8 protein-coding genes and 4 pseudogenes are annotated in these 14,301 nt (G+C 35.6%); 8 read left to right on the top strand and 4 right to left on the bottom strand.

From position 1 onward, the window contains the following. Window positions 1–50 precede the first annotated feature (50 nt). Window positions 51–809 carry a DUF561 domain-containing protein gene (locus tag TERY_RS22070; RefSeq protein WP_011613864.1) on the bottom strand — a complete coding sequence of 253 codons (759 nt, stop codon included), beginning with the start codon at window positions 807–809 and terminating at the stop codon, window positions 51–53. Between the two features lie 118 nt (window positions 810–927). Between TERY_RS22070 and TERY_RS22065 the strand changes: the two genes are divergently transcribed. The 4 genes from TERY_RS22065 (at window position 928) to TERY_RS22045 (ending at window position 8,363) form a co-directional block, all read left to right on the top strand. Further along, window positions 928–2,265: a cytosine deaminase gene (locus TERY_RS22065; RefSeq protein WP_044137936.1), complete on the top strand. Its 1,338-nt coding sequence runs from the start codon at window positions 928–930 to the stop codon at window positions 2,263–2,265. 683 nt (window positions 2,266–2,948) lie between these two features. Then, the gene (locus TERY_RS22060) at window positions 2,949–4,160 is read left to right on the top strand and encodes a GNAT family N-acetyltransferase (protein ID WP_011613862.1); all 1,212 of its coding nucleotides are present in this window, start codon (window positions 2,949–2,951) and stop codon (window positions 4,158–4,160) included. Window positions 4,161–5,696: 1,536 nt separating this feature from the next. Further along, window positions 5,697–7,001 (top strand): homoserine dehydrogenase, encoded by a 1,305-nt coding sequence (locus TERY_RS22050; RefSeq protein ID WP_011613860.1) that lies wholly within the window; start codon window positions 5,697–5,699, stop codon window positions 6,999–7,001. 354 nt (window positions 7,002–7,355) lie between these two features. Next, on the top strand, window positions 7,356–8,363 hold the full coding sequence (locus TERY_RS22045; RefSeq protein ID WP_011613859.1) for a family 10 glycosylhydrolase: 1,008 nt from the start codon (window positions 7,356–7,358) through the stop codon (window positions 8,361–8,363). Window positions 8,364–8,535: 172 nt separating this feature from the next. Here TERY_RS22045 and TERY_RS31405 read toward each other — a convergent pair. Continuing rightward, window positions 8,536–9,625, bottom strand: a pseudogene (locus TERY_RS31405) (IS630 family transposase). 79 nt (window positions 9,626–9,704) lie between these two features. Here TERY_RS31405 and TERY_RS22030 point away from each other — a divergent pair. The 3 genes and pseudogenes from TERY_RS22030 to TERY_RS25860 all read left to right on the top strand — a co-directional run bounded on the left by TERY_RS22030 (window position 9,705) and on the right by TERY_RS25860 (window position 11,484). Beyond that, the gene (locus TERY_RS22030; protein WP_011613857.1) at window positions 9,705–10,025 is read left to right on the top strand and encodes a transposase; all 321 of its coding nucleotides are present in this window, start codon (window positions 9,705–9,707) and stop codon (window positions 10,023–10,025) included. Further along, window positions 10,012–10,488 (top strand): transposase, encoded by a 477-nt coding sequence (locus TERY_RS22025; RefSeq protein WP_011613856.1) that lies wholly within the window; start codon window positions 10,012–10,014, stop codon window positions 10,486–10,488. Before TERY_RS22030 ends, TERY_RS22025 begins: the two co-directional genes overlap by 14 nt. Before the next feature lie 117 nt (window positions 10,489–10,605). Continuing rightward, window positions 10,606–11,484: pseudogene (locus TERY_RS25860) on the top strand (IS5 family transposase). Between the two features lie 641 nt (window positions 11,485–12,125). On the opposite strand, the pseudogene TERY_RS22015 reads toward TERY_RS25860, so the two are convergent. Both TERY_RS22015 and TERY_RS22010 read right to left on the bottom strand, forming a co-directional pair. Then, window positions 12,126–12,527, bottom strand: a pseudogene (locus tag TERY_RS22015) (transposase family protein); the annotation flags it as partial. Between the two features lie 124 nt (window positions 12,528–12,651). Beyond that, window positions 12,652–13,023, bottom strand: a complete 372-nt coding sequence (locus tag TERY_RS22010) for a transposase family protein (protein ID WP_011612568.1) — start codon at window positions 13,021–13,023, stop codon at window positions 12,652–12,654. 323 nt (window positions 13,024–13,346) lie between these two features. Between TERY_RS22010 and TERY_RS37665 the strand changes: the two are divergent. Then, window positions 13,347–14,209, top strand: a pseudogene (locus tag TERY_RS37665) (IS630 family transposase). Window positions 14,210–14,301 lie beyond the last annotated feature (92 nt).

The raw sequence follows: 14,301 nt of genomic DNA, 5'->3' as shown, positions 1-14,301 counted from the left end.
TCACTTTTTAACGTGGTTCATTAACTTAAAAACTCTCCAAGTAAAGCTAATTAAATAGACATTGAACCCACTTTTATATGACTAACATTTGCCAAAGCTTCCACCAAACTACGAACTGCCGCTATCATCGCTACTTCATCATTCAGGCGGTTAATAGCAGAACCCACACCAACGCCAGCAGCACCAGCAGCAATAGCTAATGGTGCAGTCACATTAGAAATACCAGAAGCACACAATACAGGTATATCTACAGCCCGAGAAATTTCATAAGCTGCTGCCAAAGTAGGGGCAGCTTTTTCAATTAAACCTAATGTTCCAGGGTGAATAGGTTGAGCACTGACAGCACCTTCAGTTTGAATAATATCAGCACCCGCTTTTACTAACTCAGTAGCCAGTTGTACTTGCCGATCTAGCTCTAAAATATGGGGAACAGTTACAGAAAGAGTAATATTAGGTAACAGATCGCGAGTTTCTTGAGTTAACCGCAAAACTTCTTCTGCCTCAAAGCGCATTCCTTGAGCGTAGAATGCCTCATAGTTACCAATTTCAATTAAGTCAGCACCTGCTTTTACTGCTGGCACAAATTTAGCAGCTTCAATAGCAGAGACACAGATAGGCAAGTTAGTTAAACTCCGCGCCATCTCTACTAAATTAGGATCCGCTGCAATATCAAGGAAGGTTGCTCCACCTAAAGTTGCCGCTTTAACCGTTGCGGCGACTCTATCTCTGTCAAAATTAGTCAAACCACTAATCACTTTGAGAGCTTGGCCATTTTTTAATGCAGATTGTAATCTAGATTCAGTTATCATTGAACTTAATCCTTTAACCGATAATTTTCTCTACATTATTGTGCCACGTAGATATAGCCCTATGGGCCGTCAAAAGTTAATATTAAAAGGTCAAAAGTCAAAATTCTCTATATATTTTATGAACCATCAACAATTTTCAGTCATGCCTGAGACTTCTAACTATTGGCTAAAAAATGCTCATGTACCTGCATGTCTCATAGAAAGAGAATTAGAGATATCAGATCAAACAAGAGTTGGTTTGTCTTTAGTAGATATAGAAATTAAAGAGGGAGTCATAACACAAATTGTCCACTCGTTAGCCGACTTGCCTTCTCTGAACAATGGGGACATTCCTAGAGTTGACCTCAAAGGTGGTATGGTGTGGCCATGTTTTGTAGATATGCATACCCATTTAGATAAAGGCCATATTTGGGAGCGATCGCCTAACCCAGATGGTAGTTTTAATGGCGCTTTAGATGCAGGTGCTAGGGATGGGGAAAAATATTGGAATGCTGAAGACATTTACCGTCGAATGGAATTTGGCCTGAAATGCAGTTATGCTCATGGCACAAAAGCTATTCGGACTCATCTTGACTGTTTTGCACAACAGGCAAATATTAGTTTGGAAGTATTTCAAACATTACAAAAAAAGTGGGAAAGTAGATTAATATTACAACCTGTTTCTTTGGTTACTGGAGATTATTATCTTACTGAAGCTGGAGAAAAATTAGCCGATCAAATTGCTGATATTGGTGGGATATTAGGAGGGGTTCCATTTATAAATTCAGACTTAGATAACCAATTAGATAGATTATTTAGTATAGCCAAAGAACGTCAATTAGATTTAGACTTACATACTGATGAAAATGGAGACCCTAATTCCCGGGTTTTACACAAAGTTGCTGAGAAAGCAATTAGTCATCAATTTTATGGCAAAATTATCTGCGGACATTGTTGTAGTTTAGCTGTACAAACCCCTGAAAAAGTAACAGAAACTATTAAGTTAGTTAAGGAAGCTGGTATTAGTATTGTTAGTCTGCCAATGTGTAATCTTTATCTCCAAAATCGCCAAGAAAATTATACTCCTAGATGGCGGGGTGTGACTTTATTACATGAATTAAAAAAACAGGGAATTTCAGTTGCTATTGCCAGTGATAATTGTCGCGACCCGTTTTTTGGATTTGGTGACCATGATGTTTTAGAAGTCTTTAATATGTCAGTGAGAATTGCTCATTTAGATATGCCTTATGGGGATTGGCCTTGTGCTGTTACTAAGACTCCTGGAGATTTAATTGGTTTGCCAAATGTGGGAATAATTAAAGTTGGATTACCCGCAGATTTAATTCTATTTAAAGGTCGGAATTTTAGTGAACTTTTATCACGGTCTCAGCATGATAGAGTAGTATTAAGAAATGGTCTAGTTATTGATACAACTTTACCTGATTATTCTGAATTAGATAGCTTGTTTTACGGATAGTAATTTATTAACTATTTTTTAGGTAATAAGTCAAAATTAAAAAGTAAGAACTAAGGGCTAAAAAGTAAAAAGTAAAAACTAAGAACTAAAAAGCAAAAAGTAAAAACTAAGAACTAAACTAAGGAGAAAATTATAGTAGTCAATAGCAGTTAGGAATTTAGTAAGTATTGATACTTAATATTTTACTAAAAATTTGACTTTTTATCCAGGTTAATGAAAATAATTGAAGATAATTTTTATATTATAAATTTTTAACTAAGGTACAGATTTTATACTAATTTTTATGTTTTAAATCAGTTTACTATTTTACATAAAGCGAACAAACTACTCTTTTATGTCGATAACTTTGTGCTGAGTTAATAGCTTTAGGAACTTCCGTCAAGCTCTACAATTTATTTATAAATTCCAGCGATCGCTTTGGTTAATCAATTAACTTTAGTTGTACCAATTTACCTTAAAAATATCACAAATAATTACCAACTTTAAATGTAAAATAATTTCCTCAAATTATTCTTCCCTATTCAAAATTACCTAAACCATAGAACCACAATACCAATAAACAGAAACCAACTGAGAAACCTTTCATTAACTTTTGACTTTAAATATTTGACTTTTGACTGAAAACCTCAACTCAGCAAATAATAGATTAACTTAGATATCAGATATGCCAATAAGAGTGAAAAATGATCCAACAGCCTAAACCTCAATATTCTATAGCCTGGATAAGTAAAATTGCAGAAGTCCCCAAACCCGAGTGGGATGCTCTGGCCCAACCCCTCAAAACTCCTTTTCTAGAATGGGACTGGCTCCACAATATGGAAAAATCTGGTAGTGTGGGTGGTAGAAGTGGATGGCTACCCCAACATTTAACAGTATGGCGGGACAGACAACTCATAGCAGCAGCACCATTATATCTTAAAGGCCACAGTCAAGGTGAATTTGTCTTTGACCATCAATGGGCCGAAATTTCCTATCGCTTAGGTATTGAATATTATCCGAAGTTATTAGGAATGTCTCCCTTTACTCCAGCTGAGGGATATAGGTTTTTGATAGCATCTGGGGAAGATGAGGATGAAATAACAGCCATGATGGTCAGTGAAATTGACTACTTTTGCGATCGCCATAATATTTCTGGATGTCATTTTCTCTATGTCGATCCGGAATGGCACCCCATAATTAAACGCAATGGTTTTACCAATTGGCTTCATCATAGCTATATTTGGCAAAACCAAGGTTATCAAACTTTTGACGACTACCTTAAGGTATTTAATGCTAACCAACGTCGTAATATTAAGCGAGAACGAAAAGCGGTAGGAAAAGCCGGTTTACAAATGCAGACTCTCACAGGAGATGAGATATCGAAAGCCCTCTGTTCTAAGATGTATAATTTTTACGAGAGTACCTGCGATAAATTTGGTTGGTGGGGGAGTAAATATCTGACGAGGCGGTTTTTTGAACAATTACATCACAACTTTCGCCATCGAGTATTATTTGTTGCTGGTTATAGTGAAGAAAATGATCGGTTTCCAGTAGGAATGTCATTTTGTATTACCAAGGGCGATCGCCTTTATGGACGTTACTGGGGTAGTAATTATGAAATAGACTGTTTACATTTTGATGCTTGTTATTATACACCGATAGAATGGGCGATCCAAAATGGTATTAAGAGTTTTGACCCTGGTGCTGGAGGGCGACATAAAAAACGCCGTGGTTTTCCCGCCACACCTAACCATAGTATGCACAGATTTTATCATAACCGTTTGTCCAAAATATTTTTATCTTATATTGGGCAAGTCAATGAAATGGAGCAGCTAGAAATGGAGAGAATTAATGAAGATTTACCTTTTATTCAGGGAGTAGGAAATCTTGAGGAAAAGAGTGGGGGAGCTTCTTAGGAAAACTTACCTCTTGAGATATTGAATAATCATTATCTTATGTTTTCTTTCAGATTTTTTATAATACAATATTTAAGGTATGTCAGTTTACAACACAACTTAAATTTCATAAACTAAATTGACTGAAACGCCTGTTCATTCTCTAATATTATTAGACTAAATAATTCATCAACAATATCGGTTAATAAATCAGGATTATTTCTAGTCTTTCGCAACTTTAATATTGGCAATTTTAATAATGGAGAAACTCTTGTATTTATAATAAATATGCTTATTTTCCCACCTAAAAATTCCCAACTTTATCCTCCAGAGATAAAGATATTGCTACTCCTAAAATAGCCAGATTAGCTAGAAAAAAAACTTGAAAATATGAGAAATTTTTCCCTGTATTTGAGAAATATTATAAGCATCATTCATGGTTTTAAATATTGAAAATATATTACTGCCTCCCACATCTGAAATATTACCAAATTTATTTGCACTGAATTATGAATTATTTTTATATATTGCTCTTTTTAGTAAAAGTAAAACACTGTCTAAAAATAGATTGTATATTGTAAAAATGCAATATTTGAAACAGCTTGTGAAAGTATCTAAAATTCTGAATTACTCAGATAAATACAATAAACAAAAATTCATTTATCAGTTACTAAACCCAAGTTTTCATAAATACCTAAATAGTCTTTGTTACTTGGAAAAAGTTGATAAACTTTCTCAATTTATGATAGCTGTTTAAATATTTAGCTGAGAGTATTTATTAAGCAAGTAATAAGGAAGACCAGAGAAACAAGAATAAAAAAATTGAATCAGGATTAAAAGATAAAATTAATGAGTAAGTCATCAGACATACAGTACTTTTGGCAGATGGCGAAGTTAGGGCTACACCCAAGGCAAAAATCACTTATGTAAAAATCAAAAATAATCTATAGTATTTTCAAATAAGATGTAAATCTATATTCAGGTTTTTTTCTCATAAAAAAGAGCTGTATTGAATATTATGTATCCTTTTATTAACTACTATTTAATACTTTTATCCTTCTTAATTATTTCTCATTACCTCCAAACTTATTGCCTTTTTAATAGTACTCAGTTTTCATATCTCAAATAAAAATGCTATTTGAATGAGTTTGAGAATTTAGAAATTTACTAGCCCTTTACTTAGATTACTATATACTTTATAATTAATCTTTATTACCTATTCTCTATTCCCAGATAAATAAAATATATTCAAATTTATCCTCTACTCCTTACTAGTACTACTGACAAACAAATCAGCCATCAAGTTTTCTATTTTCAGGATATTAAAAGAATAAACTTTAGCATTTTTAACCTCTGTACTAATAATTAATAACTAATAACTGAAATCAATGACTATTTCAATAATAACTATTTAAATAGAGATAATATTATTCCAGGGTAGACTATTTTTTTTGAATAGACTATTTTTTTTTATACTTATCTGTTAAACTTAAAAAGTATTCAGCTATAATAGCTGAACTTTGCTCAAAAAAAATTATTTAGGAAAGGTTAATAATTGTGGTATTCAAAATCGGTTTGTTGGGATTAGGAACAGTCGGTATAGGGACAGCAAAAATTTTGCTATCCCCACAAGGTCGTCATCCTTTAATTAATGAATTGGAAATATACCGAGTTGGAGTGCGTGATATATCCAAAACTAGGGATATTAATATATCTCCAAATATTTTAACAACAGATTTAGAGGCGATAGCTACTGACCCAGATGTAGACATAATAATAGAACTCATCGGTGGGTTAGAACCAGCAAGAAGTCTAATTCTCAAAGCTATCGAACATGGTAAACATATAGTCACTGCCAACAAAGCTGTCATCTCTCGTTACGGTCCAGAAATTTTTGATGCAGCTAATAAAAAAAGTGTCTATGTTATGTTAGAAGCATCAGTAGGAGGTGGAATTCCAGTTATTCAACCCCTCAAAGAATCTCTAACAGTAAATCGCATTCATTCTATTACTGGTATCATCAACGGGACAACTAACTACATCCTTACTAAAATGCAAAAAGAGGGAGCAGACTTTGCAGATGTTCTTGCTGATGCTCAAAAGCTGGGTTACGCAGAGGCAAATCCCACTGCTGATGTGGAAGGGTTAGATGCCAAAGATAAAATCGCCATTCTTGGTTCCCTTGCTTTTAGTGGTTTCATAAAATTAGAAGACATTTACTGCGAAGGTATTCGTCAAATAACAGCAGCAGATATTACCTACGCTGCTCAACTAAATTTCGTAATTAAATTATTAGCGATCGCCAAGCAAGCTCCTAAAAATACTAACTTCACCTCTGATAAACTTCAACTCAGAGTACATCCTACCCTCATTCCCAAAACTCATCCCCTTGCCAGTATCAACGATGTTGACAACGCTATCTTCATTGAAGGAGAACCCATCGGACAAGTTATGTTTTTTGGTCCTGGTGCCGGTGCTGGTCCAACTGCCAGTGCAGTAGTTTCTGATATTATGAATATTGCGGCTATTCTGCAAACAGAAACCGAACCCATTCCCCATCCATTATTAAGTTGTACTCATCAAAAATATTGTGAAATAGTACCCATAAAAGAACTGATCACTAGATTTTATGCTCGTTTCTTAACTCAAGATAAACCAGGAGTAATAGGTAAACTTGGTAGTTGTTTTGGTAAATATAGTGTTAGTTTAGAATCTGTGGTACAAACAGGAATACATAATCAACTTGCAGAAATAGTTGTTGTTACCCGTGATGTACGAGAAGGCAACTTCCGGCAAGCATTAGAGGAAATTCAATCATTAGATGTTATTAATAGCATTCCCAGTATATTAAGGGTTTTGTAGAAACAAAAAAATCAGAGAGAAAAACTTAACTTCAAAATAGACTTCTGCGAAAACTAATCTCCAACTTTACAAAAAACCAAAGGGGGAGAATTAACAGCAACAACAAAAGTAGGAGAATCGGACATTGAGTCAATAAGTGGGTGATATATGAAAATGCCTTCGCTGGCGTCAAGCACGATGCGGCTGTTAATCATTTTACCGTAATCATCAGGATGATTTTGATGACAAATGAATGGAAACAAAAGCTAGACTATGGAACTTTCACCTGATGCCAGCATAAATAATAAAATCACTAGCCAAAATTAATTTGAGTTTTCATTTTTCCCTAACCTAAGTTGTTTCCCAATAACTCTAATGAAAAGAATCATCAAAAAATTCCTCAGATGGTTAAGCATCCTAATAGGAGTTTGTTTATTATTAGTGGTAACTCATCATGCCTCTCCTCGTTCTCCTGTAGTTAAAGACAAGATGCAAGGAATTTGGTTAACCAATATTGCCACAGCATTTCTACATCACACCACATACTTAGATGAAATCCTACATCAGCTTTCCATCTCAGGATATGACCGTGTTTATTTCAGTGTTTATGGTTTTAAAGGAACTCTTTACCCGACTTCTCATAGTTCCACTTACTTTCTGTTGCGTCCTCCTTTGACTAACCCTCTTAAAGCGGCAGTTCAAGAATCTCGCCGTCAAGGATTAAAGCCTTATGCCTGGTTTGAATATGGTTTAATGCTTTACCCTAAAAATGCTATTGTTAAGAAACATCCAGATTGGTTGCTAAAAACCGGAGAAGGGGAAATTGTAGAAGATGGAAATGTCTGGCTAGATCCAACTCATCGAGAAGTTCAAGAATATATTTTAGGCCATATAGATGATATTCTTAAAATCAAAGGGTTAGCTGGCATTCAATTAGACGATCATTGGGCTGTTCCCAAGGCTTTTGGTAATATTAATCAACGTCAGGCGTTAACCAGCTTAACCCAGAAGGTTTATAATCACATTAAAGCCAAAAATCCCCAACTGGTAGTCAGTATTTCCCCTAATCCTTACCACTTTGCTGTTTCTAGATATAATCAAGATTGGTTATGGTGGGTAAAACAAAAGATAGTAGATGAAGTGGTATTACAGATTTATCGCCCAACACCAGAAGCAGTAGTAGCAAGTTTATCAAATTCTGGTATTTACACTGCTTCTTATTATATGCCAGTTGGAGTTGGTATCTCAGCAACCTGGAATGTTGTTCCTTTCTCACTTAATACAGTGCAAAAACAGGTTGCAGCAGTCAAACAACAAGGTTATGGATATTCGATCTTTAGTTGGGAATATTTAGTGTTACGTCGTTTAGCACAGTTTTTTTAACAGGGGAAGTCAGAAGAGCCAGATATTTGGGAACTGGCGATCGCTAATCTTGACTATCCTTATAAGGACTTTAGGAATAAGAATTAAATAAGATCCATGAGTCTATCACACTAATAGTAAAATGATAATACGTATGATAAGCGTTATATCATGTCCGGATGATTAGTGATGATTAAGTATTTCTAGTGTGAGGCAAAGAGTGAAAATAGGTTAACCCCCGGACAAATTCCTGCTGCTCCATAATTTTCTGGCAGCGATAGATCAGCAGATGTTCTAATTCATCTAAGTTTTCTGGTGAGTGGTTAGCGATCGCGGAGCGAAACGGAGTTTTATCGCCTCATTAGTTAAAGGCCGTAAACGTTCTGCCGGTTGTAGTTCTGGTGAATGGCTAGGCAGAAAAAACAGGTCAATACCTTCAGGTAATACCAGCTTGTTAGTGGTATGCCATCCTGCTTGTTCTAACACCAGCAGTATACGTTTATTTTGATTGAGGTCAAATTCTCGTGCTAAATCTGTTAAAACACGATTAAACAACTCTGTATTGACTTGAGGTAAAATCCAGAAATATGTTTCTCCAGACTCAGGGTGGAGAAAACCATAAAGCCATAGCCATTGGTATTGAGTCTTCACATCAGCAACTGGTTGTTCTCCAAGTTTTGTCCACACTCGACGACCTTTTGGTTGTAGTCCTAATCTTTGCTCATCTGAGCACCACACTTCTATATCTGCTTGTGGGTATTTACTTTGAAGTTTAGCTAACTGTTGAGAGAGTTTTTTTTTCACAACAAATGTTTCTGAAAGGCAACTGTCACGATGACTTGGACGTGGTACCTTGAGCCGAAAGTCCAGCGTGTTGTAGATATTCCCACCCTCTCTGGCGAGAGACTTGACGGCCAATCTTGTCACTCAACCAATCTGCTAGTTTTCTACTATTCCAGAGTCTTCCATCTGGAGCTGGTTGCTGTAGTAGCTGCCACAATTGAGTTTGATTTACATCATCCAGTAATGATTCACGGCCGATATTTCTTTTTCTTTGGTCTCCCAATCCTTTTGTTCCTTCAGTATTATAACGACGTACCAATCGGTATATCCAATTTCGACTGTAACCTGTTACTTCAGAGACCTCTAAGCAAGTCCTACCAGTGGCTAATAACCAAATTGTAAGACAAGTGAATTTTCTCAGTTACTTCCTGGGCATTACGATATCTTTCCTCTAAATCTTCTACTCTTAAGTGTTTTTCAATTGTGACTAGCTTCGGCATAACTCCCTCCTATAGAGCCTATTTGAGATCTTTTACCGGTATAAAGTTAAGCTAATGACAGCAGTTTAATCTAATCACAATGACATATTCGAGCTGTCTTACTGACCCAGAATGGGAAATCGTTGAACCTCTGTTGCTTGAGCTATTGCCTCCAAAAAAGCAAACACGTCCCCCTGATTGGACAAAACGAGAAATCCTCGATGGTATCTTCTATCAACTTAAGAATGGCTGCAATTGGGGAGATTTGCCCAAGGAGCTGCCTCCCTATTCCACGGTCTATTGGTATTACAAACAATGGCGAGATGCCGGAGTGATTGAGAAACTTATGGATGCTTTACATCCAAGAGTGCGTCAGCAAGTGAAAAAAAAAGCGCTCCGGGACAACCTTGATCATCATTGATTCCCAAGCCGTGAAAAATACCTGTAATGCTAGTGTAGACTCAAAGGGTTTCTGTTTCTACAAGTCGACCAATGGTATTAAAAGGCATCTAGCTGTAGATACATTAGGATTTCCCTTTTTTACTCATTGTACCCGGGCAAATGTCACTGATGATGCAGGATTGATTGAAATGTTGAGCTTGAACATTGACTATTTCAAATCCAAGCCAGTGAATATTCCGAAGATTACGATTCTCTTAGATCATGGTTATCACCCAGACCACTTGAGAGAGGAATTAGAAAAGATCTATCCACAAATTATGAGAAAAATTAAGTTTGAACTTTCAACAAAACCTTCAAAACAAGAGAAAGCAGCACAAGGCAAATCAGGATTTGTTCCAGCAATCGCCAGATGGGTAATTGAACGTTCAAATAGTTGGATGGAAAGAGGCTTTGTTGCACAAAAGGTGACGTTTAGGCTATAAATAGCATCAGGATAATACGAATCAGTAGATATGAGTAAGTCCAAGTCCAAGTCTAAGTCTCAGTACAAGGTCAAGAATTGGCCTGAGTATGATGCATCCAGTTAGCAACGAGGCAGTCTGACATTTTGGCTATATCAAGAGGTAATAGACCAATGGCTTAACCAAAAGAAAACAGGACGCAAGGGAGCATCAAATACTTACAGTAATGTGGCGATCGAATTGATGGCAACACTTTCGACTTTATTTAGCTTGGCAGGACGTCAAACTGAGGGCTTTTTAGAATCTATATTTTCTCTAATGGGACTAGAGTTACCAGTCCCAGACCACAGTACTTTTTCTCGTCGCTTGGGTAAATTGAACATAGAAATACCAGTAATTCCAGCAACAGAAGCAATTCACCTGGTGGTAGATTGACGGGAGTCAAAGTTTATGGAGAAGGAGAGTGGAAAACAAGAATTCATGGAGTAGGTAAACGTCGTACATGGGGCTTTGTTGCATCTAGGTGTGAATGAGGCCACAGGGGAAATAGTAACTGCAGTGGTTAGTACCAACGATGTCAGTGACGACCAAGTATTTTGCCAACTACTAGAGGTCGTAGAAAGCGAGATAGGTCAAGTGTCAGGTGATGGAGCATATCACAAACGCAAGTGCTACTCCGCAGCAAGTCACAGAGGAGCCAAACCAACCATACCACCCCGTAAAAATGCAGTCATCTGGCATCATGGTAATTGTAATAGTCCACCTCATCCTAGGGACGAGAACCTCAGAGAGATTCGTAAGGTAGGACGCAAAAAGTGGAAACGTGAGAGTGGATATCACCGACGTCGAAAGTGAAAAACAACTATGTTTAGACTGAAAGTAATATTTGGAGGTAAGTTGCGACGACGGAAATTCGACAATCAGGCAGTGGAATTGTTCGTACAATGTGCCATACTTAATCGTATGATACAGAATTGTCAGCCAGAAAGCTACAAAGTAGAATTCGCTCTTCACTAATTAACTTCTCTTCTGGGGAGAAGTTGCGAGCGCAACATTCATGCAACAAAGCCATGGAAAGATGTAAGATTCTGGTGAAGAACTTTGAGAGAACTCTATCGAATGCGACGACAAAACTGAATCTTTGCTTTGTCATACTAATGATTAAGAGACTTGTAGCCTCTGGCTAGAGATCTCAAATGGGTTCTATAGACTGGCGATAGTCAGTTCATTTTTATTATACCTAATCATCCGGACATGATATAATACACCAATACATTCAGTCTCCAACAAAAGATATTAACTATTGCGCTCTATTTATTTAGCGTTCGCCTCCCGATAAACCTCTGACCAAGACAAACTTCAGCAGAAAACGCACCAATACTTTCAGTCTCAAACAGAAGATATTAACTATTGCGCTTTATTTATTTAGTGCTCCCCTCCCGATAAACCTCTGAGCAAGACAAACTTCAGCAGAAAACGCACCAATAGACATCTCCAAAAATACTCAAACGCTTATCCTAACTATCTTTAGTGGTGCGATCGCTACTTATGAAGATAGTTAATTTGTACAGTTTTATGGGCATCAGAGATACTTTGTGTTACTAATTCAAATATTTATTGTACTTTAATTTATTCTTTTTATCTCAGCTTTTGATGGTTTATGCTAATATAAAAGATCCAATTCTTAGTCGCACTAAACCACATATTGTTAAGATTACTTTTTGATAATTATTATCTTTTAATCTGAATCTTTCTCTAGCAATTCCAAATATTTTAATTAATCTTATTACATGTTCTACAAATATTCTCTTTCTGGCTTTTTCTTGATTTTCTTCTTTGATTTCTAGCGGCATTTCTTTTTTTCTTGGTTTCTTTTTTGGTGTAGTAGTTCTTTCTACTCCTTCATAAGCTTTATCTCCTTGAAATTTTTGTTTTTTATCAAATTTATCCTGTTGTTTTCTTAATATTTTTACATCACTTACTGGACCTTTTTCTCCTACTATTACATCTACTATTTCTGTTCCTTTTGGTGTCGTTATTATTTGATTTTTAAAAGTATGATTTTTATTTTTTCATATTTTATATTTTTATTGGTCTTTATATTCACTTGGTCTTTCTCTACTTTGTTCTGTACTATCTACAATTAATTCTAATTCTGTTAATATCTCCTTTACCCATTCCAATTCATTTTCTTTTTTTTTTTACTTGTTCTAATAAACTTGCTGGCAGTAATTCTCTGAGAATATCTATCCAGTAATGAAAAATATTATTAGCACTTGATTCACTTATACCAAAGTTAATTCCTAATGTTTGAAAAGTCGGTATTTGATGTAAATAAAATAACGTTAAAATTATTTCTTCCTCCTTTGTTAAATTCTTTTTTCTGACTCCACCTGCTTTAATTAATCTTTTTTCTGTTTTAGCGATCGCCTTCTTTTTCTCTGATTCTATTATTTGGGCCTTTGCTATTAATTTTATTAGCTGTTCATAAGTAATGCCAATAATTCTTTTTGTTTCTTTTGGATGGTTATAAATATATTCTAAAGTTGGATTCATTTGGGAGACTTTATAAATAAATGGTTTTGATAATTTTACCTTATTTTTTATTTTGGAGATGTCTAATACTTTCAGTCTCAAACAGAAGATATAGCAATGAGCGCTGGCATCTTTACATACTACATAAATAGCTACAATGTAATATATGACTTGCAGTATGACTTGCAGTATGACCTGCATTTTTCATAAATTAGGCGATCGCTAAACGTTAAAGTTTTAAGGATGCGTGTAATGGTATTGACAATGAGTGAGTTGATAGCTTTAAGATATTTCTATCTTCAATCTATTGTTTGAGTGCTTAGGTATATCCTTACAGTCAAGATTTGCGACATGCGAGCTCTTGACCTCCACCTTAAATGGTATGTCTATCAGTCTTATGAGTGGTTTATTAAATATAAGTCGGCCTACTCTTCATCAATGGCGAGAGATATATTTAACCACAGGTTCAACAACTCAATCAGCCAATATACCTCCCCCTCAGACATCTAAAATTAAAAACTGGGAAGAATGTGAAAAGTTTGTTGAGGACACTAAGTGAGCAAACTCAAAAACAAATGGCTGCAAAATGGGGAAATTGTAGTCGTTTTACTATTAGTAGAAGTTTAAAAAAACTTGGGTTTACTCGTAAAAAAAAACATATGGTTATCAAGAAAGAGACGAAATAGAAAGAGAAAAGTTGGCCTTAAAACTGAATCAAATAGACAAAAAAGATATTGTTTATGTAGATGAAGCCGGAATAGATAATAGAGAAGATTATCCTTATGGTTATGGATTTAAAGGCATTCATAGTACCAGGCATGAAGTCCGGAAAAAGAACTGAGAGAGTTAGTTGGATTGCAGCTATAAATCAATCAAAAATGTTTGCTCCTTTAACATTTACAGGAAGTTGTAATCGTGACTTGTTTGAGAACTGGTTGGAAAATTGTTCCCATACCAAAATTACAACCAGGGCAAGTGATTATATTGGATAACACAACGTTTCATAAATCAGTTTATATTGAAGAATTAGTGGCCAAGCAAAGGTGTGAAATCTGGTATTTACCACCATACTCACCAGATTTTAATAAGATAGAACGTTGGTGGTTTGTGTTAAAAAACGATCTGCAAACAAAGACTGAAGAAATTTGATCATTTTAGAGACTGTGTGGATGCAGCTTTTATAGAAAATCCTCAAGTTTTTCCGTAGTGGTGAAAGATATCAATTATTAATATAGAATATAGTTGCTCTTTGAGGCGATTCTCTCACTCGAGAGGCTTCGCGAATACACTCCCATAACA

Source organism: Trichodesmium erythraeum IMS101 (genome assembly GCF_000014265.1).
Classification (GTDB): Bacteria; Cyanobacteriota; Cyanobacteriia; order Cyanobacteriales; family Microcoleaceae; genus Trichodesmium; species Trichodesmium erythraeum.
This window is presented reverse-complemented; position numbering and strand designations above follow the sequence as displayed.

What these genes read in the sequence shown, in the direction of transcription:
- TERY_RS22045 (WP_011613859.1), top strand. Translation starts at nt 7,356, where the DNA reads ATGAAAAGAATCATCAAAAAATTCCTCAGATGGTTAAGCATCCTAATA.
- TERY_RS22070 (WP_011613864.1), bottom strand. Translation starts at nt 809, where the DNA reads ATGATAACTGAATCTAGATTACAATCTGCATTAAAAAATGGCCAAGCT.
- TERY_RS22010 (WP_011612568.1), bottom strand. Translation starts at nt 13,023, where the DNA reads ATGAATCCAACTTTAGAATATATTTATAACCATCCAAAAGAAACAAAA.
- TERY_RS22065 (WP_044137936.1), top strand. Translation starts at nt 928, where the DNA reads ATGAACCATCAACAATTTTCAGTCATGCCTGAGACTTCTAACTATTGG.
- TERY_RS22030 (WP_011613857.1), top strand. Translation starts at nt 9,705, where the DNA reads ATGACATATTCGAGCTGTCTTACTGACCCAGAATGGGAAATCGTTGAA.
- TERY_RS22060 (WP_011613862.1), top strand. Translation starts at nt 2,949, where the DNA reads ATGATCCAACAGCCTAAACCTCAATATTCTATAGCCTGGATAAGTAAA.